The organism is Aequorivita viscosa, from assembly GCF_900106795.1.
GTDB classification, from domain to species: Bacteria; Bacteroidota; Bacteroidia; order Flavobacteriales; family Flavobacteriaceae; genus Aequorivita; species Aequorivita viscosa.
In genome coordinates this window covers 37,207-60,996 of record NZ_FNNS01000012.1, presented here as the reverse complement: position 1 = coordinate 60,996, position 23,790 = coordinate 37,207, and the positions used below count along the sequence as shown (strand labels likewise).

Here is a 23,790-nt window from a genome sequence, read left to right as displayed (position 1 = left end):
AGTCGGCTTTAGGTCGGCTTTGAGAAGAAATAAAGGAGTGTTTTACTTAAGGTATTTGAGCAACTAGCTTAACCTTAACACTCTTATTGTTAGTCTATAACAGAGTTCTAATATACAACATTTAGAAGGTGAAATCAAGTGAATTTGAAAAATTTAGGATTTTTCTGCATAAACGCAATAATTGTTCTTGATCCTTATTTTCGAGTGATTTATTCTTAATTCAGGTTCAATTATTGAGCATAAAAAAACCACCGAGTTTTCGGTGGTTTGGGATGTGGAGAATATCGGAGTCGAACCGATGACCTCCTGCGTGCAAGGCAGGCGCTCTAGCCAGCTGAGCTAATCCCCCAGAATTAATCCTTTTCTCGAAGTTTCAGTTGAAACCCTAAAGATTAGGACGGCAAAAATAATAAATTTTTAGATACCACGGTCTATTTTAAAAAATCTATTGTTATTGCTACAACATCAGCTAAACTATCGGGAAGCGAATCTTCCAACCAAGGATGACTTGCTCCAAATACGTGGTCTCCATTTGGAATAATTACCAATTTGCTTTTAGGATTCCACGAATGTAGCGCCTTTGCTTCTTTAATATCGACTGTTGGATCATTATCGCCGTGAATTATTAATAATGGAACATTTAGATTTTTCGTCGCACGGCTAATAGTAAACCGTGTTTCATTAGCTTTAAAATCTTCATAAAACTGAAAATTATGAGGAAGTTGCTGTTTGGTTCGGGCGTTTTCAATATAAATTACACCGCTTTTCTTCCACTCTTCAAATTCACTCGTGTTTTCTTGAAACCTTGCTTTAAAATCGCAAACGCCAGCCCAAGTTACCACCTTTTTTACGCGTAAATCTTCTTCCGCTTTTATTAAAACAGTTCCGCCACCTCGGCTATGCCCAATCAAGGAAATTGTTGAAATTTGTTGATTCAGATTTTCATTTCCTGCTTCAATGCTATTCAAAACCCGATTTAAATCATCGAGTTCTAAACTGAAATTGTTTTCGGCAAAAGCTTCTAAATCTGGAAAATCAATTGGCTGATCGACAGTTCCGCCGTTATGTGAAAAATTGAATTTCAAGAAACAAAACCCAGCTTCTGCAAAGGCCTTTGCAACTAAATGCCAAGCACCCCAATCTTTAAACCCTTTGTAACCGTGACAAAAAACAACTAACGGAATTGGCGACCCAAATTTTTTATAATAGAGATCGTATAAAATTGGTTTTTTACTTTCGGCTTCTAAGATTACGTTTTTCTTTATAATCATCTTTCTATTTCTTTTTCAATAAATGGCGTGTTTTGATCACAGATTTCCAAAATAAGTCTTTTCAATTCAATAAAAAAAGTTGAAAGCACTTCTTGCGAAATATTAGTATCCTTTGCACCTCTCGACGAAGCTTTTGTGGCAAACTTCAAAAACCCATTATTTAAGTTTTTAAACGAAATTATTCCTCCCTCAGCAGTATCAAGCGGAACCTCCTTAGAAATCATGGCAGCATATGCAAGAACTTGGAAAGCTTTACTATACTTATAATCTTGAGTTAACGATTCCCATTCGATTATCTCTAAGTCTGTTTGTTGCACGCTTCCTGTTTTATAATCAATTATTCTGAGTTTTCCATTATATCGATCTACCCGGTCTACTATTCCACCAATATTTACCTCAAAATCCAATTCAGGGATGGGAATATTAAGCGTAAGTTTAGTTTCAATTTGTTCAATTTTTATTTGATTGCCAGCTTTTACATCAGCTATTTCAAGAGTAATAAAATTTAGGATGTAGCGTTTAGCAACTTCAAAAACTATAAGGTTTTTACCCTTTGAAAATGTACCACCCCGAAACGTTTTTTGAAACTGCTTGGTTACTTCTAGCGGAATATTGCCCTTCATTTCTTCTAAGTGGGCAATACTGAGGAGCTGCCCTTCCAAAGGCTTGTAAAACGCTTCTAAAGTGTCGTGAACAATGGTTCCTAAGGTATTTGCTGCAATATTTTCTTCAACTTCCTCATACTCGCTAAGTTTTAAAATCTTCTGAAAATAGAAGTCTATCGGGTTTCGTATATAGGACGTGAGCGCAGAAGGGGAAAATCCTTTTTTAGCGATTTCTTTTAGTCGGGTTAAAACCTGTTCTGTTTTTTGGATTTCTTTCAGAGCAGTCGACTTAATCGTGACGGAAGGTGAAAGAATTATTTTTTCATAATTGTGATTTGGGTTATTTTCAAATTCCAATTGTCTGACAAATCGGCTTTTTTCTCCAGAATTTATACCATCGGAATGAGCATTATACAACAGGGTTACGGTTTTTGCGCGCTGTAACATACGATAGAAGTGATAGGTGTATATTGCGTCCTTTTCAGTATAAAGCGGCAGCTGGAACTCTTGTTTTAAATCGTATGTAATGAATGATGTATTCGATTTACCTGAAGGAAAAACCCCTTCATTAACTGATGTAATAACCAGGTGTTCAAAATCGAGAACACGAGTTTCTAGCACTCCCATTATTTGGGGGCCGTTGTAGGCATTTCCTTCAAAATCTAAGGTGCTTGTGTTGGCCAATTCAGAAAACAAGTTTAAAACTGTTTTTACAGAATTTAAATAAGGGTATTTTTCAGCCAATGCACTTATGTTTCCAAAAACCTCCATTAGTTTTTGAATAACTAAGTGTTCTATTTTATCTGTTTTGATCCTGATATTGAGTTGCTTAAGAATTTTCAAGCAATTATCCATTGCTTTAATACCGTCATCATTCCAGTTTTCAAAAAGAAGTTTGACAGGGTCGTTTTCATTTGTTTTGGAAAATGAAAAAAGAATCTCGGGAGTAGGGTGCGTGATATTTTCGGAAGTTAATTTGTTCGATATATCCTTCGCTTTTTCTACCAGAATGCTACCAATAGGGTGACTTAGCAACGACAAAACATCTTTGTAGTAGATTGATCCTTTGGAGCGCAGTTGTAAATTGAATAATAACTCAAAAAATACGGTTGCGGGAAAGTTCTTTAAAGGCACGCCCATCGTCACGTTTATACCGTTAACATTTGAAGGCAATGAATTCAATACAGGAACCAATAAATTTTCATCTCCTAGAACAATTGCGGTTTTATTGAGTTTGTCATCCGAAAAATTAGTCAGTAGTTCGCCAACATATTTAGCTTGTCCTACATTTTTCTGAACCTCAACTATTTTAAAATCTTTCTCACTGGTAAAATTAGCTGGAAATTGTGGCTTTTCTTTCCCTTCATAATAGCTCCATTCCCGAATATATTTCCGGATAAAGTAAGATGCACTGTGCTTGGAATCTTCATAAAAATGTTGGTCGGTATCCCAAAAGGTTTCTGAATTTCCTGTTTTTAATAGTTGCTGAATTATTTTCTGTTCAGCCGCGTTAAGTGCGTTAAAACCAATAAATACGTGATGTTTTTTACCGTGTTCCGCAATGTAGGCCGAAATATTGTTAGCGGCTTCTCGATATACCATTCCTTGGTATCCCAAATTTTCACTTTTTAGAAGATTCCATAGTTCGTTGTATAAACTTGGAAGCCCTTCCCAAAATTGAAGATAGCTTGATACTAATTTTGATTCTTGTTTTTCTACTCCCCACCTTTCAAGAGTTTTGATATTTGCCAGATATTCAAAAAAAGGTTTGGGTTCTATAAGATAACGATCTACTTCATTAAAATCATTTAATAAGGTTAGCGCCCAAGTTGCATAATTTTCGAATGTCTCTTTTTCACGAATTGAGGCAGTATTTAAATAAGCTTTGTAGCTTTTAAATATTAGTTCGGTAGGATCGATTATCGATAAGTTGGCTATTTCCTCAATAAACTCCTCAATACTTAAGATTTGAGGTGCGAAGTGAGTTACTGAGGCTTGTTTTTTAAGTTCATTCATTAAAAAACCGCCCGCTCTTTTACTCGGTAAGATAATAATGCTTTCAGAAATATCTGCACGAGAATTTCGCAAAGCAGCCAATGATTCTTGTAGAAATGTTACCATAGGCTAAAAATAAGAAACGCCCCCAATATTGGAGGCGTTTCTAAACTATTTATTAAGTGTGTTTAAAGAAATTACTTCTTTAAAGAAATTTCAACTCGACGGTTTTGTTGTCTTCCAGCCGCAGTATTGTTTGTTGCGATTGGTCTAGATGGACCGTATCCTTCAGAAGTTAATCTGTCTCTGTCCATTCCAATAGAGATTAAGTAATCTTTTACTGAAGCAGCTCTTTCTTTAGAAAGTTTTTCGTTCAATTTCAAGCTACCAGAGCTATCAGTATGTCCTTCGATCTCAAATTTAGCAGTTGGGTATTCTTTCATAATATCAACGATATTCTGAAGAACTGGGTAAGAGTCTTTACGGATACTTGCTTTACCTAGGTCGAACAAAATAGTTTTAGAGAACTCATTCAATTGCTTAATGATTTCAACTGTTACTTCTGGGCAACCGTTGTTTGCTACAGTTCCAGGAACATCTGGGCACTGGTCGTCTTTATCAAGAACACCATCACCATCTCTGTCTGGCCAAGGGCAACCATCGTTTGCAGCAGGTCCAGCTTCGTTTGGACACTTATCTAAGTGATCAGGGATTCCGTCACCATCAGTATCAGGACAGCCGTTAAATTTAGCCAATCCAGCTACAGTAGGACATTCGTCAAGGTGATCTGGAATTTTATCTCCATCAGTATCAGGGCAACCGTTAAATTCAGCTAAACCTGGAGTATCTGGACACTCATCAAGGTGATCTGGGATTCCGTCACCATCAGTATCAGGACAGCCGTTAAATTCAGCTAAACCTGGAGTTTCAGGGCACTCATCGTCCTTATCATAGATTCCGTCTCCGTCAGTGTCTACACCACCAAACTGGAATACAACTCCTGCTGAGTGTTGGAAATGACTGATACCGTAATCGTCCTCAAAAGCATGCTTATAAGTAGATTGTAGGTTAAGAGCGATGTTTTCGTTGAACCAAAACTTAACGCCTGCAAGGGCATTTCCAGTTCCAAATCCGATATCATCAACCCAAGTGTAACCACCTCCAATACCTATAGAAGGATCGAACCAAGTGCTTCCAATTGCATTTTTAAAGCTGTACTTGATTTCACCATCAGCTGAGTAGTAGTTTAGGTCATCAGCAGAGCTATCACCAATTTTGGTGATTTTGTTGACAGAACCACCCGCAGTAAATACAATACCGTTGGCGATATAGCGGCTAAGCGCAATTCTTGAAACAGAAGGGAGGATGTTCCAGTGATCGTTAGCATTAAAGAATTCGTCAAACATTTCCCCTCTCATGCTTGGGTCAATACGACCTTTATCGCTTGTGCCTACTGGGTAAAAGTCAACAGCGTTAACTCCAACCTCTAGGGCCCAAGGATGATTCTCGTCTTGTGCGTTCGCTACGCCAATCCCCATAAATAGGATGGCAGCAACTAATAATTTGAATAGATGTTTCATATTCGATTGTTTAATTTTTAAGTGTTAATTAAAGGCAAAAGTAGGTTGTTAAAGTGTATCTACAAAAGCAAATTTGATAAAGTTTTCCTAAAACAGACACGATTAATGCGAAATTGTTGGGTTTAAGAGTTGATTATTCTCAATTTTTTACCTACAGTTATAAATGCATTTATAGCTTTATCTAAATGCTCGCGAGTGTGAGCAGCAGATAATTGCACTCGAATTCGTGCCATATCTTTCGGCACCACAGGGAAGAAGAATCCAATTACATATATACCCTCTTCAAGTAGCATATCTGCCATTTGTTGAGAAAGCTTCGCATCATAAAGCATTACCGGTACAATTGCTGAGTCCCCATCGATAATATCAAATCCGGCTTTTTTCATTCCTGCTTTAAAATACGCTGTGTTTTCGGTAAGTTTATCGATAAGCGAATTATCTTTTTCAAGCATTTCAAAAACTTTTAAGGAAGCACCAACAATTGCAGGAGCAAGAGAATTAGAAAACAAATAAGGACGAGAACGCTGACGCAGCATTTCGATTATCTCTTTTTTACCAGTTGTATAACCGCCCATTGCACCTCCTAGCGCTTTACCAAGTGTTCCGGTAACGATATCTACTCTGTCCATTACCCCTTTTTCCTCACCGGTTCCACGTCCTGTTTTTCCGATAAATCCAGTTGCGTGGCAATCATCAACCATAACCAAAGCGTTGTATTTGTCTGCTAGGTCACAAATTTTATCTAATGGGGCAACAAGGCCGTCCATTGAGAAAACTCCATCTGTAACGATAAGTTTGAAACGATCTCCATTTTCAGTTGAAGCGATGAGCTGTTTTTCCAACTCTTCCATATTACTATTTTCATAGCGATACCTAGAGGCTTTACATAGTCTTACACCATCAATTATGGAAGCATGGTTTAATGAATCTGAAATTATTGCATCCTCTGGGCCTAACAGCGGTTCAAAAACACCACCATTAGCATCGAAACAAGCAGCATATAGAATGGTATCTTCATAACCATAAAAATCGGCTATCTTCTTTTCCAATTCCTTATGGATATCTTGAGTTCCACAAATAAATCGGACAGAAGACATTCCGAAGCCATGCGTATCCATAACATCTTTGGCTGCTTGAACTACTTCTGGATGGGAAGAAAGCCCTAAGTAGTTGTTTGCACAAAAATTAATTACCTCCTGACCTGTCGATATTTTTATAACCGCATCTTGGGGTGAAGTAATAATGCGTTCTTTTTTAAAGAGTCCATTTTCCTCTATTTCTTGTAGTTCTTTCTGTAAGTGTTCCTTGATTTTTCCGTACATTTTTTGGAGTTTTAAAATGTGTATATAAAAATCAAATTTAACCTTTATTTCTCAAATAGAACAAGATTTAGAAAATGCAAACCAAACGGTGGGTTAATGCTTGGGGAATTTTAACCTAAGAACACGCTAAAAAACCTTTAATTAAAATACAATAGATAAGATACCTCAACTCTACCCTTATAATTGTTTTAAATCGGATGCAGGAATCCATCCATCTTTTCCGTCGGCTAGAGAAATTCTGAACCAATTACCGTCTTGCGCCATAATTTGAACTTTGGTTCCTTCGTGAAGCACAAAAGCGGAATTGCTGCCCATAGAAGGTTCTGATTTGACTTCAATTTGATTGGCAAAGATAATTGCAGGTTGGTTTTTAGAATAATCTCCGTACGTTAAAAACGCCATAGTTACGGCTCCTAAAAGCAATACTATTGAAAGCATTGAAGTGGCAAACAACAATCGCTTTCGCTTTTCAATATGTGAGAAGTAATACAATAAAAATAAGATTACAAAAACTATAGAGAACCCAACTGCAAGAATTGCCCATCCATCATAAGTAAATGTGTCGGCGATATTTTTATACCATTTTGTAAATACCGATTGTGGTAAAGGTTCGATTGCGTCAATACGTGCGTTTTCGGCAAAAGCGAGATTGGTTTTAATATCAGAATCGTTTGGCGAAAGTTGTAAAGCCTTTTCATAATAATAAATACTTGGCCCAATTTGATTCAATTTATATTGTGCATTCGCTATATTAAAATAAAGTTCGGAGGAAGTCTGACCGTTTTCCAGAATTTGCATCCAGGAATTAATAGCCTGTTGGTATTTTCCATTTTTATACAACTCTTTTCCTTGGTCAAAAAGTTTGTCATTTTGACCAAAACTTAAAATTGAAAAAAGTAAAATCGATAAGTACAGCAGCTTTTTCATCATCTTCATTTTTACTGTATTTGTTTGTCAATATTTGAAATTACCTCAACCGATTTAGCGTAATCCTTTTCAACCGAAGTAGGCGAAGTTGACGCATATCTAGCAAACTCACAGCTCTTCAACAATTTGATAAACTCGTGAACAGTTTCAGTTTCAACATTTCTTTCGAGCAACATTTCAGAAATTAAACCTTTTTCCATTTCTGAAGTTTCAATGTTCAGTTTTGCTTTTAAGTAATTGTGAAGCGCAAGTTCCAAAGCTTCGTAAAAGGCAACTGGGTTTGAAATATTTCTTTTAGCTTCAGAAAGGTATTTTTTCGCGAGCTTGTTCGCTCTTCGCAATTTATTTCCTTCTACATCAGATAATCGCTCCTTGCGCTTTTTTCCTGCCATTATAAATAGTGGGATCAATAACATTGGACCACCTAATAACGACCAAAAAAGGGTAGATTTAAAAAATGGCTCTTGCCCAATAGGCTCTAAGTTAGCTTCGAGTTTAATGTATTTAAAATTATCCTGAGAGAGTACCACCTTTTGTTTGTGATTATTTGGAGTTGTTTGGCTACTACTCGCCGTTACTGGACCGTTTTCAACTTCAATAGTAAATTCTTTGGATGTAATTGTTCTATACTTTTCTGTTTTAGGATCGAAAAAAGAAAAAGTTAAAGGTTGAATAGGGTAACTTCCTTTAAACTGAGGAACTATGGTGTATGTATTTGCTATTGAACCCTGCATCCCGTTAATATTGGTTGTTACATTTTCGCTGTGTTCTGGCTCATAAACCTCCAATGAACTTGGTAACTTTACTGAAGGTGGCGTGAACAATTTTAAATTTCCTTTTCCTGAAATTTTTACATTCATTTCTAAGGATTCATTTGCATTCAGCGTGGTTTTATTGGTGGTAACTGCAAATTGAAAATCTCCTACCGCTCCATTAAATCCGTCAGGTTTTCCAGTTAACGGCAGCGGTTTTACATCAATGGTTCTTTTTCCGGCTGATATAGTTTTATTAACACGCTCCATTACACGTCGACCAAAAATATCACGACGATTGCCCTGTACGTCGATAGGAATATCTAGAGTGAGAGGTTCAATTTCAAGTTCGCCTGTTTTTTGGGGATAAAGGACAGTAGTTCTCAGAATTACATAGCGATAATCTTCACCATTGTATTTTCCTTCATACACCTTATAATTATTTCGATTATCGATGTTTTGGCTCCAGAAATCGGCATATTTCGGGGTGTCTATTTCACGCCACTGACTGGTAATGCTCACATCGTGTGAAACATATAGCTTATAAGTAACTGTTATTGCTTCATTTAAATACGGATTGGCTTTGGACACTTCGGCTATTAAATGCACGTTTTCACTCGCAACATAATCGGCATTATTTCCATCTTTTGGGACATCTACAGCCGCAGTAACCACCACCTCTACGGGAGAGGTTTTATAGACTTCGCCTTTTACATCTATAGTAGCTTGGCCAATCGTTAATTTACCTGTTTTTTGCGGTGCTAAAAAATAGGAATATGTTTTTGAAAAGCTTCGTTTCCCATTTATCCAGGAGTTGCTGATGGACTGATTTGGACCACCTACTACTCTAAAGTCTTCAAAACTAGGCGGCCTAAAGTTATCGCCATCTTGATTCATTTCAAAATCTACACGTAGTCGTTCATTAATCCCAAGTCGGTTTTTACTCACCTTGGCATCGAACTGAACTTGCGCTGAAGCATTTACGCCATATAGCATAAAACCAATTAGGAATAAAAATATCTTCATCTTCATAATCTACCAATCTTTATCTGACTTCACTTTTACGCCTTTTTGCATTTCGGCGTTTATTTTATCCTGTACTTTTTTCTCTTCGTTATTCATTGCTTCCAAGAGACTTTTCACTTGTTGCGGCGAAAGTTGCCCTGGAACCTGTTGCTGTTGTTGGGGCTTATCGCCCTCTTCTTCTTTTGGCTTATTTGGCTCGCCTTTTTCTTTATCTCCCTGCTGCTTATCTTCTTTTTCGTCTCCTTTATCTTTATCTTCTTTCTCTTCTCCTTCGTCGCCTTCTTTTTTATCTTGATCCTTTTGGTCTCGATCTTTTTCTTGCTCTTTATTGTCTTTGTTATCCTCTTTTTTATCGTCCTTGTCTTCTGGTGGCGGTGGATTTTTTTCGAGCATGTCTTTCGCTAAAGCTAGATTATATCGGGTTTGGTCGTCGTTAGGATTGTTTCTGAGTGCATTTTTATACGATTCTACCGCTTCCTGATATTTCTTTTCGTTCATAAAAGTGTTTCCCAAATTATGGAAGGCTTGGTGTTTCTGTGCCTTTGTTGTCGCTGTTGTTGCCGCTTGTTTAAAACGCAACATTGCTTCTGCATTTTTTTCTTTTCCATAATAAGCCGTTCCCAAGTTGTATTTTGCAACTTCACTTTTAGGATTTAAGGAAATGGCTTTTCGGTAATCTGCTTCGGCTTCGGCAAATTTTTCCTTTTGAAGTGACTGCTGTGCTTCACTAAGGTAATTCTGCGAGGCTTTTATTTCTTTTTCTTGTTCTTTCGTTTGTTGAGAAAATGAGAAAAAAGGAATGAGCAACAAAACCAACAGTGCGGTTTTGCCAAAATCAAACTTTGATATTTTCTTTAGTGAAATGTTCATTTTTTCAAATTATCCAGTTTTTTTAAGACCTAAAAGATTTTTGAGTCCAAGCAGGAAACAACTTTTTCAGACCTACAAGGTTTTGAAAATCTTGCAGGAAATATTAATTAAGTTGATTTCTTCTTTTCGTTAAACAAATTCAATCGTTCTAGCCACGCTGTTTTTCGTTCTAAAAAGAATATATCTAATACCAGCAAAAATAATGCCCCAGCCAAAAACCACTGAAATTGATCTTTAAAATCGGTAAATTGTTTTGCTTCGAATTCCTGTTTATCCATTGCATTCAGGATTGTTTTTACACGATCCACCACATCTTTGGTATTTGAGCCGTCAAGATACTCCCCATTGGTGATTTTTGCAATCTCTTTAAGAGTTTCTTCACCTAATCGGCTGATAACTTGCTCGTTGTTATTGTCACGGAGGTAATGCTGAAGAACACCATTCCGTTTTATAGGAATAGGTCCGCCTTCCACAGTTCCTACACCAATTGGATAGATGCGAATTCCCACTTCGGCTGCCTCTTCTGCGATTTTAGCGATGTTTCCGCCGTGGTCTTCTCCATCTGAAATCAGGAATAACACCCGGTTTGTTTGTCCTTCATCGTTATAAAAAGTTTGGGCAAGTTCGATAGCTTCGGTGATAGCAGTTCCTTGCGAAGAAACCATATCGGTATTCATGCTACTCAAAAATAACTTTGCCGCTGCAAAATCGGTGGTAATTGGAACTTGCGGGAATGCACTTCCGGCATATCCGATAATTCCAATTCTATCGCCCGCTAGGTTATTTATTATTTGGGTGATGAGCTGTTTTGATTTATCGATACGATTTGGCGCGATATCTTCTACCAACATACTTTTTGAAACATCCAAAGCAAAAACAATGTCTACTCCTTGCCGTTTTACCGTTTCGAGCTTGGTTCCTATTTTTGGATTGACCAATGCAAAACTAAGGCAAGCGATGGCGAGGCAAAGAACAAAAATCTTTAGTATAGATTTAAACGTAGACCGATTGGGACTCAGTTTTTTAAGCAGCTCTTTATCTATAAATCGTTTTTGCACCGATCTTTTCCAAACCATAACCATTGAAAACAGAATCACCACCACCGGAATGGCGAAGAGAATGTAGAAATATATGGGTTGCTCTAGTTGGTACACTTTATATTTAGTTAATGGTTATTGGATTTTCTGAATTTATAAAAAGCCTTTAAATAGTGTTATTCGAAGTATGAATTCCAATCCAATCAAGATCAAACCCAAAATGACCCAAAAGCGGAACATTTCGTTATAGTTTGTGTATTTGAATTCTTCGATATCGGTTTTTTCCAGTTTATTTATTTCTTCATAAATCTTTTCAAGCTTTTCATTATCGGTTGCTCTAAAATATTGACCTCCGGTTCTATCGGCTATATCTTTCATTAACTGTTCATCAATTTCAACCTGTACATTTCCATATTGGAATCCGCCATCTGGGCGTATTGCAATGGGCGACATTGCCATCCCGTTGCTTCCAATACCGATGGTGTAGACTTTAATTCCAAATTCCACAGCCAATTCACTTGCGATTTTTGGATCTATAAAACCTGAATTATTCACTCCATCTGTCAATAAAATAATAACCTTGCTTTTCGCACGACTGTCTTTTAATCGGTTTACGGCAGTGGCTAAACCCGAACCAATAGCTGTTCCTCCTTCGATTGTAGTATTGTATTCCATACTTTTAATCGAGGACAGCAAAAGGTTTTTATCGCTTGTAAGTGGCGTTCTTGTGTAACTTTCCCCGGCATATTCTACCAAGCCAATACGGTCATTTGGCCTGCCTTGAATAAATTTAGCCACGGTCGTTTTTAAGGCTTCCAAACGATTAGGCTTTAAATCACGCGCCAACATACTGGCCGAAAGGTCCATCGCCATAACGATGTCTATACCACGAGTAGTTTTGGTTTTAGTTGTTTCGTCTACCGTTCTAGGTCTCGCCATGGCCACGATAATTGCCGAAAGTGCCAAAAGCCGAAGTGCAAACAATATCGGTTTTAACTGAGCCAACCAGTTTTTTCCGGTTTTAAAGCCTTGAATACTCGATATTCTCAAGGTAGCTGTTTGTTGTTTCCGCTTCCATAAATACCACAGCACAAGCACTGGAAGTAGTAGGAACAACCAGAATAATTGCGGATTTACAAATTCGAAATTACTTCCCATCTTTCTGTTTTATTTCGAGTTCTATGGAAGCTTCCATTCGCTTAATTATTTCCTTGGCGTATTTATCATCATCTTGATAAACAATTAAAACTTTTTGCAAACCGTTTTCTTGCGCAAAGAGCATTAACTGATACGTGCTTTTTTCATTTAAAACCTTGTTATCTGAAACTTGAACGTTGAAATCGCCATAAGCCTTTAATCCGTTAATTCCTTTATCGGTTTCAAAATCGTCACGTTTAACTATCATGTTTTTAGCGCCACTTTGTTCTAAATCGTCTAATACAGAATCTAAAGCTAAGTTTAGGTCGATATCTTGTTTTTGCTGAAATTGAATGGTTGAAACTTGAATGTAGAATGGATCCTTCATTTCACCATAAGTGAAAATATCTTGTCCTTTAATGATACTTTCATTGGCATTTGTGACAGAGACTTCAGCTCTTATCAATACTTCAGGGGTTTCCAGAATAACTGCTGGGTTTCCGTATTCACTTTTTATCCAACGGCCTTCAGCAAGTTCGCGAAGATCATTGCCAAAAATTTTATCTTTTAAATTGTCGAATCCAGTTACTCCTCCATATATAACGGCTGCTAAAACAACTGCGGCGAGTACACCTGAAATTCCTAATATCCATTTTCTACGTTGGCGACGTTTTTTCAGTTTTTCGAGGTATTCTTGATTTTTCAAAAGCTCTTCCTCGGTAGGTTCAGGAATAACTTCGTGGGTTTCATTGATAATTTCTTCAATAGTTTTACGATCCACCTCAGCCTGTCCAGCTTGTTGGTTCATTTTGGCAAACTTCACCAAATCTGCTCGTTTAAAAATTGAATCTAATTTCCGGATTGTTTCAGTATCAAAATCGAAATTTCCCGCATCTTTGTGCATCATTAAGCGTGAAATAAGCTCGTCACTGGTGCTTTCCATAGCTGCTTCATCGACTTCGCGATCTAAGTATCGTTTTACAATTTCAGTTAAGCTACTGTAGTATTCCTTACTTTTATTTTCTTTTAGAAGCTGGGTGTTGTCTAACTGCTTTAAGGCTACAATTGCTTCTTCATAAGGAGGTAATTTCTTTTCGGCAGCCTCTCTTCGTTTTTTTCTTCTGAAGAGAAATAAGGCGATAGCAACAATTAAAATAAGCGGTAGTATCCAAGTTAGTGGTTCAATCCAGTTAAAAGGAGGAGCTTTAACTTGCATTGCAGGTTTAATGTCGAACATTTTCTGCTGCGTCGTGTCTACAACTACATCGTTAACCCTTACATTTATAGAGTCTGTTAAAAATGTTTTGTTGGTGATGGTGACACGTTGTTGCGGAATGGTGTAATGGCCGCTGTCAAACTGTGTGAGGCCATATTTTTTAATTATTCGGTATTTTGAAGCTTCAAAAGTAGTGTCGACTTTATACGATTCAATCATTTCTAAAGGCGCAAATGTTTGCTCTTCAGAAAAAACAACAGTATCGGTAGAATCTGCTTCTACGCTGATGATGTATAGTATTTCCTCACCGATTTTTATTTGAGTGGAATCAACGGTGGAGGTAACCTGGGCGGTTGCGAAGAAAGAGAAAAGAATAAAGAAAACAGAAAACAGGACTGGGATATAATTATTATACCTACAAGGTCTTGAAGACCTTGCAGGAAGTCTTGAAGACCTTGCAGAGATTGAAAATCCAATCGGTATTTGTCTAAAATCAAGCATCTAAAATCTACCGTCTTTTTTATTAACGTCTTTTAAAATATCCTAATAATTTTTTCACATAACTTTCGTCGACCCTGCAGCTTAAAGCCCCAGCTCCACTTTTTTTAAAAGCTTCAGAAAAATAGTCTGCACGCTCTCGATGATATGCGTAATATTGATTGCGTACACTTTTAGAACCTGTATTTACAAGCACTAACTCACCCGTTTCTTGATCTTCCATCTGCACCATTCCTAAATTTGGAATGTTTTCTTCGGCTTGATCGTATATTCTAATTCCTGTTAAATCGTGTTTACTGGCCGCTATTTTTAAAGTATCGCGGTAGTTATCGTCTATAAAATCTGAAAGCACAAAAACGATGGCTTTCTTCTTCATTACATTGCTCAAGAACTTCAACGCATGGGCAACATTGGTTTTATTGCTTTTTGGCTTGAATTCGATTAATTCACGTATAATTCGCAATACGTGAGATTTTCCTTTCTTTGGCGGAATGTAAAGTTCGATTTCATCTGAAAACAGGATCAATCCCGTCTTGTCGTTATTTTGCATTGCTGAAAAAGCCAAGGTTGCAGCTATTTCAGTAAGTATTTCATTTTTAAATTGTTCTTGAGTTCCAAAAAACTCCGAACCACTTATATCTACAACCAGCATTAAAGTAAGTTCGCGTTCTTCTTCAAAAACTTTTACAAAAGGCTCATTGTAGCGGGCGGTTACGTTCCAATCGATATTTCGAACATCGTCGCCAAACTGGTACCCGCGCACTTCGCTAAACGTCATTCCACGACCTTTAAAGGTACTATGATACTCACCACCAAACACGTGATCGCTCAAGCGTCGCGTTTTGATTTCGATTTTCCGTACTTTTTTAAGAAGCTCTTTAGTATCCATTTTCGTTATTTACGACATACGATTTTAGATTTATGATTGTTGGAATCGTAAATCGACATTCTAAAATCGAAAATCCTACGGTACTTCAATTACGTTTACAATTTTATTGATAATATCTTCTGAAGTGATGTTTTCAGCTTCAGCTTCGTAGGTGATTCCAATTCTATGACGAAGCACATCGTGAACTACTGCACGCACATCTTCAGGAATTACATACCCTCGGCGACGGATAAACGCGTAGCATTTTGAAGCTATAGCAAGGTTGATACTTCCACGAGGGGAAGCGCCGAAATTGATAAGAGGTTTTAAGTCGGCTAGACCAAAATTTTCTGGAGTTCTTGTTGCGAAGATGATATCGAGGATATATTTTTCAATTTTTTCATCCATATAAACTTCACGAACGGCGGCTTGGGCTCTTTTAATCTGATCTAAACTAACTACTGGATTTACCTGCGCATACTCCCCTTTCAAATTCTGGCGAATAATCAATTGTTCTTCAGAAATTTGTGGGTATTTAATTACGGTTTTCAACATAAAACGGTCAACCTGAGCTTCTGGCAATGGATAAGTACCCTCCTGCTCTACTGGGTTTTGGGTTGCCATTACCAAGAAAGGTTTTTCTAAGGTAAATGTAGTGTCACCAATAGTTACCTGCTTTTCCTGCATTGCCTCCAGAAGGGCTGACTGAACTTTTGCAGGCGCACGGTTAATCTCATCTGCCAGTACAAAATTGGCGAAAATTGGGCCCTTTTTTATACTGAAATCATTCTGTTTCATGTTGTAGATCATCGTTCCCACAACATCGGCAGGAAGTAAATCTGGCGTAAATTGAATCCTACTGAAACTACCGTGAACAGCCTTAGACAACGTATTAATAGCAAGGGTTTTTGCAAGTCCAGGAACCCCTTCCAAAAGAATGTGTCCTTGCCCTAAAAGACCAATCATCAATCGTTCAACCATATGTTTTTGGCCAACGATCACTTTGTTCATTTCTAAAGAAAGAATATCCACAAAGGCACTTTCTCTCTCAATCTTTTCGTTTAATGCTCCAATGTCAAGGGTCGAATTTGTATTTTCCATACTATATTTAGATTCAATTTATGCTCTTTATAAAAGACCGTGCAAATTGAAAATTAATTGATTAAATAGCTGTTAACAATTGGTTAAATATAAAAAGAGGAAAACCTAAATTCTCCTCTTATTCATCTACAATTGTTAAATTTTTAATTTTACAGATTAATCTCGCCCATACTTGTCACCTCACCTCGAACCACAGTAACATTTTCAACGATTACTGGTGGAATTCCTAGGCCTAAATCGGCTTGAATGGTTACGGTGTAATTTCCGTCTGGCACACCGCTAAGTAGAAAATCTCCTTGAAGATTTGTATAACTAGAAATTTCAAGGGATCCATTAACCGCCGTTACCATGGTTAACACCTCTGCAGGAAACACTTTTCCAGAAATAGCACCGCTTTCGGCAACAGTAGTTGCTCTAATTACAGGTTTTAGGCTGTAGCCTCCATTTCCTTGAGAAACAATAGATTTGTCAACATCAAAATCGAGCATAAATTCATACAAAACTCCAGGTTGAAGTGTTTCGTTAACCTGAATTTTTAAACCTGATTGTTGGGCGCTTGGAGTAGCCAATGGCAGTGTTTCTCCATCAACCACGATGGTATTTTCCTCTCCCAGAACTAATCTGATTTGGCTAATAGCTCCAGCAGGAACTTCATCATCATATAACAAAACATTGACACCAGCTGTTAACTCTAATAGATTGTAAATACCGGCGTTAATGCCTAAAGTAACATCATCTTGTCCGCCATTATATTTGATCACTACATCTTTCACATCGATATAAACTGCTTCATAATCGCCTGGAGCATCGGTAAGTCTTAATGCTAGTTTTGCATTACCTTCACTTTTAATAGCATCGTCATCACTGCTACAGGATGCAAATCCTACGAATACTAATGCAATCAAACTTAATTTTAATAGGGTTCTCATATTTGCTATTTTTAGAATTAGATTTGTAAACCTACCGAGTGAAAGTTTCTACTACAAATGAGTTAAGAACAATTAACTTATGAGTTAACAAAATTTAACCCATCATAGCTTTCGTGAAAATGAAAATTTAAAAAATCGTAAAATGAAAAATAAAATAGCCCTCATAACTGGAGCGACTTCTGGGATAGGAATGGCAACCGCAAAACTATTTGCCAAAAACAAAATGAAATTAGTGCTCTGTGGAAGACGTGCGGAACGCTTAAAAACTCTTTCCGAAGAACTTGCTGAACTTACTGATGTTTATACTTTAAAATTTGACGTTCGAAGTAAAGAAGATGTCAAAACCGCAATAAATTCACTTCCGAAACCCTTTTCAGAAATCGACATTTTGATAAACAATGCAGGTAATGCACATGGATTGGACGCTTTTGATGAGGGAAACACAGACGATTGGGATGCAATGTTGGATATTAATGTGAAAGGATTGTTGTACGTTACCAACGCTATTCTTCCTAAAATGATTGACAGAGAAAGCGGACACATTATCAATATTGGAAGTACTGCAGGAAAAGAAGTCTACCCTAAAGGAAATGTGTATTGCGCTAGCAAACACGCTGTTGATGCCTTAAACCAGGGAATGCGCATAGACCTAAACGGAAAAGGAATTAAGGTAGGTGCAATAAACCCCGGCATGGTCGAAACTGAATTTAGCGAAGTCCGTTTTAAAGGAGACTCTGAACGAGCAGGAAAAGTTTATCAAGGTTTTACGCCCTTAAAAGCAGAGGATATTGCCGACATTATTTGGTTTGCCGTTACCCGTCCGCCACACGTAAACATTGCAGATTTAACGGTAATGTGTTTGGATCAGGCGTCTTCTACGATTGTGAATAAGAGATAATTATTTATTCCCTATTATTATTAATTATTACACCTTATAAATTAACAGTGTAAAGAAATAATAATAGATAACAGTAAAAAAGAGTAAAAAGAATCAGTATTGTCCGAGGAAAGAAACAAGACCGCTGCGCTACAAGAACCTAGAGCCAAGACTAGAAACGTAACCTGTTGTGAATGAGTACTTAAAGATTTTAAATCAGATTGCATTTTAATATTTTGGTTTTGTTTATAAATAAGATAAAAAGGAAGGTCATCATTAAGCTAAATAGCCTAAAATCTTTGTTGGTCTGACTTTAATAGGAATATCTAAATTTTAATCGGACAACAGTGAAAAAGAATAATAGCAATAAAGAATAAAAATATGGCACACTATAACTCATATCAGGAACTGGAAATATAGAAACTGGCTAGAGAAATTTGTAAAGATGTTTGGGGCTTAATAATTTCAACGCCGCTTGGCAGTGATTTCAAACTTAAAGATCAAATAAATGGTGCTTCTGGTTCAATTATGGACAATATAGCTGAAGGATTTGGACGAAGAGGGAATAAAGAGTTTATAAACTTTTTGAGTTATTCCAGAGGTTCTTGTTGTGAAACTGAATCACAATTAATTAGAGCTTTGGATCGAAAACATATTTCTCAAGAGGAATATGATTTACTCATCATTAAAACACAAAATGAGATAGATCAAATATCAAAGTTTATGAATTATCTAAAAAACTCAGATCGTAAGGGACCAAAATTCGATTAATCCTTGAATAAAAAATAGGAATAGAAAATAACTATAATGATTAACAAACGGCTTCTTATTAAAAAACTACTCGCGCATAACGACGAGAGTAGTTTCTATGATAAAAAGCGAAAAATTGATCTTGGTACTAAAGAAGGTAAGGCAAAATTCCTAAAACATATTTGTGCGCTAAGCAATAGCAATCCGGCAAATAATTCATTTATAGTAATTGGGGTTGAGGATGAAACTAATGAAATAACAGGAACCGATTTTTTTGACGATAGCAAAATACAAAATCTTATAAACGCCTATTTGACTAACGCGCCGTTAATTGCTTATGAAAATGTTGCTTTTCCAAATTTACCGCCTGATAAAGTGGTTGGTTTGGTAACCATTCGGCCCAATGGGAAGATAACCTCACTTCGGAAAAATATTTGGAAATATTGGGGAGGCACCATATTCCTTCGCGATGGAAGTATCTCGATGCCTAAAGACTTTGACATCGAAATAAAGGATGTAAATTCCGAAATCGTGAAATCTATTGAAAATGCTGCCAAAAACAATATAGAAATGACGTTGGACGGCGTCATAGATTTTATAAACAACCGCCACAAAGATTTTGAAAGTCACTACAAGGTTTTTAAGGAGCAATTCGTTTTATGTTGGGCTGGAATCCCAAAAAAGGTGAAGAACGAAATTTATTATTCGCGTGTAGATATTGAGCTAATAAATGAACAAGTGCGACTTTTTTATTCTGCCTTGGATGAAATAACCATCAGTTATACAGCAGATTATTTTAGGACGGTAGAGTATGTACATTTAGGTCTTAATGAGCAGTTTAAGTATTATCCGCTAGAAGAGGTAACTATTTACTTCAATGAAAATGGTTCGTATAAAATCGACACCAAACTGCTTTTTGAGCCGCCTCAATTCAACAAAAAAACGCTCTATCATATTTATAACGCCAATAATTCAATTCTTGAAAAACTAAAAAAGCAAACCTCTTTGAGCAGTTCAGAAAAAAAGGATCTTTACAATTTACCTTCGACGTATCTAATTTGTTATTTGAACAATTTTGAAGAAGCCAAAGATAAATTACAAGAAGCCCGAGAACTCTTAAAAGATTTTGATTCTACAGTGTATCAATTAGCGAAAGAAGCGCTTCGAATTTTAAGAAAAGTGAATTATAATTAAATCTTCAATTATAAAATTCTTAACTCTTGAAATTCTCAAATTGATTATATTCCCAACATGAAAACAGTAGTAATAGGAGATGTTCACGGCGGGCTCAAAGCCTTAGAGCAATTAATAGAACACGCAAACCTTCCCAAAAACACAAAATATATATTCTTAGGAGATTATGTAGATGGATGGAGTCAGTCTGCCGAAGTAATTTCGTATCTAATCAATTTTTCTCAGGAAAACGACTGTGTTTTTATTCGCGGAAATCACGATGAACTGCTTTGCAACTATCTTAAAACAGGTACAAGTAATCCTATGTGGCTCAGCCAGGGTGGACAAAGTAGCGTTGATGGGTATTTAAATCTATCAAAAACAAAAAAAGAAATCCATATTCGATTTTTAGAACGCCTTACCAATTATCACATAGATTCTGAAAACCGACTCTTTCTACACGCTGGTTTTATGAACCTCCACGGCCCTCAAAACGAGTATTACCCAAATTTGGTGTATTGGGATCGTACGCTTTGGGAAATGGTTTGCGCAATGAACCCTTCCATTCCAGAAGATGACGACAGGTACCCTAAGCGTTTAAAATTGTTTAACGAAATTTATATAGGGCATACCCCAGTAACTCGCATCGGATTTGATAAACCAACCAATTTTGCCAATGTTTGGAACATCGATACTGGAGCAGCATTTAAAGGGCCAATCTCAATGCTTGACATAGATTCTAAGGAAATATGGCAAAGTAACCCCGTTCATTTACTCTATCCCGACGAAAAAGGACGGAATTAAGAGTTCTTTATTGCAAAATCAATTTTCACCTTCCTATATTTGTAGTTAACAAAAGACAATTATGGCTCTTAAGAATATACGATTGGAAGTAATGCAGACAGTGGAAAAGGAAATCGATGATTATATCGATAAATTTCTTATTCCAGTAGAAGAAATTTGGCAACCTACCGATATGCTTCCCGATTTTCAAAAAGAAAATTATATGGATGAAGTTACTCAACTTCGCGAAGAAGCCAAAGAATTAGGTTACGACTTTTGGATTGTACTCGTGGGAGACATGGTTACAGAAGAAGCTCTACCAACCTACGAAAGCTGGTTAATGGATATGGAAGGCGTTGATCAACACGGTAGAAACGGTTGGAGCAAATGGATACGCCATTGGACTGGTGAGGAAAATCGCCACGGAGACACGTTAAACAAATACTTGTATTTATCTGGAAGGGTAAATATGAGAGAAGTAGAAATAACTACCCAACACCTTATAAACGACGGCTTTGAAGTTGGAACGGGCCGAGATCCATACCGAAACTTTGTATATACCAGTTTTCAGGAATTAGCGACCAATATTTCACACAAGCGAGTAGCTAAAATCGCCAAGCAAAAAGGCAATAAAATGCTTTCAAAAATGTGTGCAATTATTGCTGGTGACGAAATGCGACACCATTTGGCTTATCGTCAATTTGTAAAAACTATTTTTGAATACGATGCAAGCGAAATGATGCTTGCCTTTGCAGATATGATGCAGAAAAAAATTATTATGCCAGCACAAAACCTGCGACAAAGTGGTGGGAAAATGGCATCTGCTTTTGATGATTTTAGTAATGCCGCACAACGATTAGGCGTTTATACAACTTATGATTATATCGACATTTTAGAAAAACTAAATGCGCATTGGGAAATAGCCAAAATGAATAATCTTACCGACGACGCTGAAAAAGCAAGGGATTATTTGGTGAAATTACCTTCTAGAATGCATCGAATTGCCGAACGCGTAAAAATTCCACAAGACACTAATTATTTTAAATGGGTAGAGCCTAACGGAATGATTTAAAACAAGCTTTTGTAGTTTGGTAATTCAGTTAGTAGTCCAAAATAAGTTTCAATAATGATAAATTACTTTAAAAGTACACTATTATTGTTATGCCTCTTTAGCCTTTCTTTGATAGCAGAAAGTTGTGGTAGTACTCAAATTTCCAATAATATTATGTTTGAAGCAAACCCTCCCTTTACAATTAAAGAAGCCTATTTTCAAAAATGGGTAGCTGGCACTAAAGAAGGTGGCGCTGGCACTAAGGTGCATCTTGTTTTTAAATCGATTGGACCTGAAGTGGCTTTAAAGGAAATTTATTTTCAAAATCAAATTCAAAAAGTACAAAAAGCTTCAAACAGCGGCTATGACTATTTCGCCGAGTTCGATAGTAATACTAGAAGTAATATCATTATGGATATCGACCCAATGAAAGAAGCACAGAACACACCCTCTCAAAATTTTCCGTTTGAATTACAAGAAAACGAAGCCGTTGTAAGCTATTTGTTTAACGACAAGACAAATTATTTTAAAATAATAAACCTTTCCGAAAAAGAGCGAATCGCCTATCCACAGTCCAATCCAAACCTTCGGAATTAATTTTTCTGATTATGAAAGTCCTTCACTTAGACAGCAATCATCCACTATTGATCCAAATGCTTCGGGAAGCAGGATTCAAGAATGAAGAAAATTACAAAGCGTCCAAAGCTGAAATTGAAGAAATAATTTCTGAATATGACGGAATTGTAATCCGAAGTCGATTTAATATAGATCGCCAATTTTTGGATGCAGGTAAAAATTTAAAGTTTATAGCGAGAGTTGGTGCAGGACTTGAAAGTATTGACACCGAATATGCCGAAGAACTTGGAATAGCGTTAATCGCTGCGCCTGAAGGCAATAGAAATGCCGTAGGAGAACAAACTTTAGGCATGTTACTATCCTTGTTTAACAAGCTAAACAAAGCCGATCGTGAAGTAAAACAAGGACAATGGAATCGGGAAGCCAACCGCGGAACCGAGCTCGACGGAAAAACTGTCGGTATAATAGGGTATGGAAACATGGGAAATGCTTTCGCAAAAAAGCTACGAGGTTTCGATTGCAATGTGCTTTGTTACGACCTTAAAGACAATGTAGGCAATGAAAACGCCAAACAAGTATCATTAAAAGAACTACAACAACAAGCCGATGTCCTCAGCCTACACACCCCTTGGACGCCATTGACAGACAAAATGATAAACACTGACTTTATCAATTCATTCTCAAAACCATTTTGGTTAATTAATACTGCGCGCGGCAAAAGCGTAGTAACTTCAGATTTAGTTGAAGCATTGAAGTCTGGAAAAATCCTTGGAGCAGGCCTAGATGTTTTGGAATACGAAAAATCTTCATTCGAAACATTATTCGATTCAGACAATTTTCCACAAGCTCTAAAAGAACTTTTTGAAATGGACAATGTGCTTCTAAGCCCCCATGTTGCAGGATGGACGGTGGAGAGCAAAATTGGTTTGGCTCGCACAATTGCTGAAAAGATTATCCATAACTTTAACTAGCACCCAAATTTTTACAAACTACTTTAACAGCTTTATGATAAAGTTTATTTCACTTTTTTTTACTTTAGTCAAACAAAAAAAATCAACTAAAACATGGAATACCAAAGAAATAATCCTACCAATGAATTTAAAGAAGAGTGGAACCAAATGCCTTACAACCAAGAAAACAAAAAAGTTTTGGCTGGCGTTTTGGCCATTGTTTTAGGAAGTTTAGGAGTTCACAAATTTGTTCTTGGTTACACTAAAGAAGGCGTAATTCAAATTATAATTTCAATGGTTACTTGCGGAATGGGAAGTGTTATTGGCTTAATTGAAGGAATAATTTATCTAACAAAAAGCGACGAAGAGTTTTACCAAACGTATCAGGTAGGTAAAAAGGGATGGTTTTAATTTAATTGACGCTTTATAAGAAACCAACACCAATTGGGTTTGTTACTTTAAGCTGAGTTGTGATTTAATGGTATATTAGAATCTG

At 36.8% G+C, this 23,790-nt stretch carries 21 protein-coding genes and 1 tRNA gene; 8 read left to right on the top strand and 14 right to left on the bottom strand.

Going from position 1 to position 23,790, the window contains the following annotated elements; genetic code table 11:
- Positions 1-275 precede the first annotated feature (275 nt).
- The 14 genes from BLW28_RS08670 to BLW28_RS08605 form a co-directional block, all read right to left on the bottom strand.
- A tRNA-Ala gene (locus tag BLW28_RS08670) sits at positions 276-349 on the bottom strand.
- A gap of 82 nt (positions 350-431) precedes the next feature.
- Positions 432-1,271 (bottom strand): alpha/beta hydrolase family protein, encoded by an 840-nt coding sequence (locus BLW28_RS08665; protein WP_073217884.1) that lies wholly within the window; start codon positions 1,269-1,271, stop codon positions 432-434.
- On the bottom strand, positions 1,268-3,997 hold the full coding sequence (locus tag BLW28_RS08660; RefSeq protein ID WP_073217880.1) for a PD-(D/E)XK nuclease family protein: 2,730 nt from the start codon (positions 3,995-3,997) through the stop codon (positions 1,268-1,270). Before BLW28_RS08660 ends, BLW28_RS08665 begins: the two co-directional genes overlap by 4 nt.
- Positions 3,998-4,068: 71 nt before the next feature.
- Positions 4,069-5,451 carry an OmpA family protein gene (locus tag BLW28_RS08655; RefSeq protein ID WP_073217877.1) on the bottom strand — a complete coding sequence of 461 codons (1,383 nt, stop codon included), beginning with the start codon at positions 5,449-5,451 and terminating at the stop codon, positions 4,069-4,071.
- A gap of 122 nt (positions 5,452-5,573) precedes the next feature.
- Positions 5,574-6,773 carry a glycine C-acetyltransferase gene (gene kbl, locus BLW28_RS08650; protein ID WP_073217873.1) on the bottom strand — a complete coding sequence of 400 codons (1,200 nt, stop codon included), beginning with the start codon at positions 6,771-6,773 and terminating at the stop codon, positions 5,574-5,576.
- Positions 6,774-6,950: 177 nt separating this feature from the next.
- A complete protein-coding gene (locus BLW28_RS08645; protein ID WP_244885844.1) occupies positions 6,951-7,709 on the bottom strand; it encodes a tetratricopeptide repeat protein in 759 nt (252 codons plus the stop codon).
- A gap of 2 nt (positions 7,710-7,711) precedes the next feature.
- Positions 7,712-9,484, bottom strand: a complete 1,773-nt coding sequence (locus BLW28_RS08640; RefSeq protein ID WP_073217869.1) for a BatD family protein — start codon at positions 9,482-9,484, stop codon at positions 7,712-7,714.
- Between the two features lie 3 nt (positions 9,485-9,487).
- The gene (locus tag BLW28_RS08635) at positions 9,488-10,348 is read right to left on the bottom strand and encodes a tetratricopeptide repeat protein (RefSeq protein WP_073217866.1); all 861 of its coding nucleotides are present in this window, start codon (positions 10,346-10,348) and stop codon (positions 9,488-9,490) included.
- A 107-nt stretch (positions 10,349-10,455) separates the two neighbouring features.
- On the bottom strand, positions 10,456-11,502 hold the full coding sequence (locus BLW28_RS08630; RefSeq protein WP_073217863.1) for a vWA domain-containing protein: 1,047 nt from the start codon (positions 11,500-11,502) through the stop codon (positions 10,456-10,458).
- A 36-nt stretch (positions 11,503-11,538) separates the two neighbouring features.
- The gene (locus BLW28_RS08625; RefSeq protein WP_073217860.1) at positions 11,539-12,543 is read right to left on the bottom strand and encodes a vWA domain-containing protein; all 1,005 of its coding nucleotides are present in this window, start codon (positions 12,541-12,543) and stop codon (positions 11,539-11,541) included.
- Complete coding sequence (locus tag BLW28_RS08620; protein ID WP_083540708.1) at positions 12,533-14,239, bottom strand: DUF4381 family protein; 1,707 nt, start codon at positions 14,237-14,239, stop codon at positions 12,533-12,535. The genes BLW28_RS08625 and BLW28_RS08620 overlap by 11 nt, the downstream gene beginning before the upstream one ends.
- Positions 14,240-14,261: 22 nt before the next feature.
- Positions 14,262-15,125, bottom strand: a complete 864-nt coding sequence (locus BLW28_RS08615) for a DUF58 domain-containing protein (protein ID WP_073217858.1) — start codon at positions 15,123-15,125, stop codon at positions 14,262-14,264.
- Between the two features lie 75 nt (positions 15,126-15,200).
- A complete protein-coding gene (locus BLW28_RS08610) occupies positions 15,201-16,205 on the bottom strand; it encodes an AAA family ATPase (RefSeq protein ID WP_073217855.1) in 1,005 nt (334 codons plus the stop codon).
- Positions 16,206-16,354: 149 nt separating this feature from the next.
- The gene (locus BLW28_RS08605) at positions 16,355-17,134 is read right to left on the bottom strand and encodes a DUF4382 domain-containing protein (protein WP_073217853.1); all 780 of its coding nucleotides are present in this window, start codon (positions 17,132-17,134) and stop codon (positions 16,355-16,357) included.
- 142 nt (positions 17,135-17,276) lie between these two features.
- On the opposite strand from BLW28_RS08605, the gene BLW28_RS08600 reads away from it, so the two are divergent.
- The 8 genes from BLW28_RS08600 to BLW28_RS08565 all read left to right on the top strand — a co-directional run bounded on the left by BLW28_RS08600 (position 17,277) and on the right by BLW28_RS08565 (position 23,705).
- Complete coding sequence (locus tag BLW28_RS08600; protein WP_073217850.1) at positions 17,277-18,032, top strand: SDR family NAD(P)-dependent oxidoreductase; 756 nt, start codon at positions 17,277-17,279, stop codon at positions 18,030-18,032.
- Between the two features lie 402 nt (positions 18,033-18,434).
- On the top strand, positions 18,435-18,782 hold the full coding sequence (locus BLW28_RS08595; RefSeq protein ID WP_234946470.1) for a four helix bundle protein: 348 nt from the start codon (positions 18,435-18,437) through the stop codon (positions 18,780-18,782).
- Between the two features lie 36 nt (positions 18,783-18,818).
- A complete protein-coding gene (locus BLW28_RS08590; protein WP_073217847.1) occupies positions 18,819-19,955 on the top strand; it encodes an ATP-binding protein in 1,137 nt (378 codons plus the stop codon).
- Between the two features lie 57 nt (positions 19,956-20,012).
- Positions 20,013-20,738: a metallophosphoesterase family protein gene (locus BLW28_RS08585; protein WP_073217844.1), complete on the top strand. Its 726-nt coding sequence runs from the start codon at positions 20,013-20,015 to the stop codon at positions 20,736-20,738.
- A 61-nt stretch (positions 20,739-20,799) separates the two neighbouring features.
- On the top strand, positions 20,800-21,789 hold the full coding sequence (locus tag BLW28_RS08580; RefSeq protein ID WP_073217840.1) for an acyl-ACP desaturase: 990 nt from the start codon (positions 20,800-20,802) through the stop codon (positions 21,787-21,789).
- 153 nt (positions 21,790-21,942) lie between these two features.
- Positions 21,943-22,365 (top strand): hypothetical protein, encoded by a 423-nt coding sequence (locus BLW28_RS08575; RefSeq protein ID WP_092842560.1) that lies wholly within the window; start codon positions 21,943-21,945, stop codon positions 22,363-22,365.
- Between the two features lie 11 nt (positions 22,366-22,376).
- Positions 22,377-23,315: a 2-hydroxyacid dehydrogenase gene (locus BLW28_RS08570; protein WP_073217833.1), complete on the top strand. Its 939-nt coding sequence runs from the start codon at positions 22,377-22,379 to the stop codon at positions 23,313-23,315.
- Positions 23,316-23,408: 93 nt separating this feature from the next.
- Positions 23,409-23,705, top strand: coding sequence for a TM2 domain-containing protein (locus BLW28_RS08565; RefSeq protein ID WP_394331658.1), 297 nt, complete (start codon positions 23,409-23,411; stop codon positions 23,703-23,705).
- Positions 23,706-23,790 lie beyond the last annotated feature (85 nt).

What these genes read in the sequence shown, in the direction of transcription:
- kbl (WP_073217873.1), bottom strand. Translation starts at nt 6,773, where the DNA reads ATGTACGGAAAAATCAAGGAACACTTACAGAAAGAACTACAAGAAATA.
- BLW28_RS08580 (WP_073217840.1), top strand. Translation starts at nt 20,800, where the DNA reads ATGGCTCTTAAGAATATACGATTGGAAGTAATGCAGACAGTGGAAAAG.
- BLW28_RS08625 (WP_073217860.1), bottom strand. Translation starts at nt 12,543, where the DNA reads ATGGGAAGTAATTTCGAATTTGTAAATCCGCAATTATTCTGGTTGTTC.
- BLW28_RS08635 (WP_073217866.1), bottom strand. Translation starts at nt 10,348, where the DNA reads ATGAACATTTCACTAAAGAAAATATCAAAGTTTGATTTTGGCAAAACC.
- BLW28_RS08610 (WP_073217855.1), bottom strand. Translation starts at nt 16,205, where the DNA reads ATGGAAAATACAAATTCGACCCTTGACATTGGAGCATTAAACGAAAAG.
- BLW28_RS08655 (WP_073217877.1), bottom strand. Translation starts at nt 5,451, where the DNA reads ATGAAACATCTATTCAAATTATTAGTTGCTGCCATCCTATTTATGGGG.
- BLW28_RS08590 (WP_073217847.1), top strand. Translation starts at nt 18,819, where the DNA reads ATGATTAACAAACGGCTTCTTATTAAAAAACTACTCGCGCATAACGAC.
- BLW28_RS08640 (WP_073217869.1), bottom strand. Translation starts at nt 9,484, where the DNA reads ATGAAGATGAAGATATTTTTATTCCTAATTGGTTTTATGCTATATGGC.
- BLW28_RS08615 (WP_073217858.1), bottom strand. Translation starts at nt 15,125, where the DNA reads ATGGATACTAAAGAGCTTCTTAAAAAAGTACGGAAAATCGAAATCAAA.
- BLW28_RS08660 (WP_073217880.1), bottom strand. Translation starts at nt 3,997, where the DNA reads ATGGTAACATTTCTACAAGAATCATTGGCTGCTTTGCGAAATTCTCGT.
- BLW28_RS08570 (WP_073217833.1), top strand. Translation starts at nt 22,377, where the DNA reads ATGAAAGTCCTTCACTTAGACAGCAATCATCCACTATTGATCCAAATG.
- BLW28_RS08620 (WP_083540708.1), bottom strand. Translation starts at nt 14,239, where the DNA reads ATGCTTGATTTTAGACAAATACCGATTGGATTTTCAATCTCTGCAAGG.
- BLW28_RS08575 (WP_092842560.1), top strand. Translation starts at nt 21,943, where the DNA reads ATGTTTGAAGCAAACCCTCCCTTTACAATTAAAGAAGCCTATTTTCAA.
- BLW28_RS08665 (WP_073217884.1), bottom strand. Translation starts at nt 1,271, where the DNA reads ATGATTATAAAGAAAAACGTAATCTTAGAAGCCGAAAGTAAAAAACCA.
- BLW28_RS08585 (WP_073217844.1), top strand. Translation starts at nt 20,013, where the DNA reads ATGAAAACAGTAGTAATAGGAGATGTTCACGGCGGGCTCAAAGCCTTA.
- BLW28_RS08605 (WP_073217853.1), bottom strand. Translation starts at nt 17,134, where the DNA reads ATGAGAACCCTATTAAAATTAAGTTTGATTGCATTAGTATTCGTAGGA.
- BLW28_RS08645 (WP_244885844.1), bottom strand. Translation starts at nt 7,709, where the DNA reads ATGAAGATGATGAAAAAGCTGCTGTACTTATCGATTTTACTTTTTTCA.
- BLW28_RS08600 (WP_073217850.1), top strand. Translation starts at nt 17,277, where the DNA reads ATGAAAAATAAAATAGCCCTCATAACTGGAGCGACTTCTGGGATAGGA.
- BLW28_RS08565 (WP_394331658.1), top strand. Translation starts at nt 23,409, where the DNA reads ATGGAATACCAAAGAAATAATCCTACCAATGAATTTAAAGAAGAGTGG.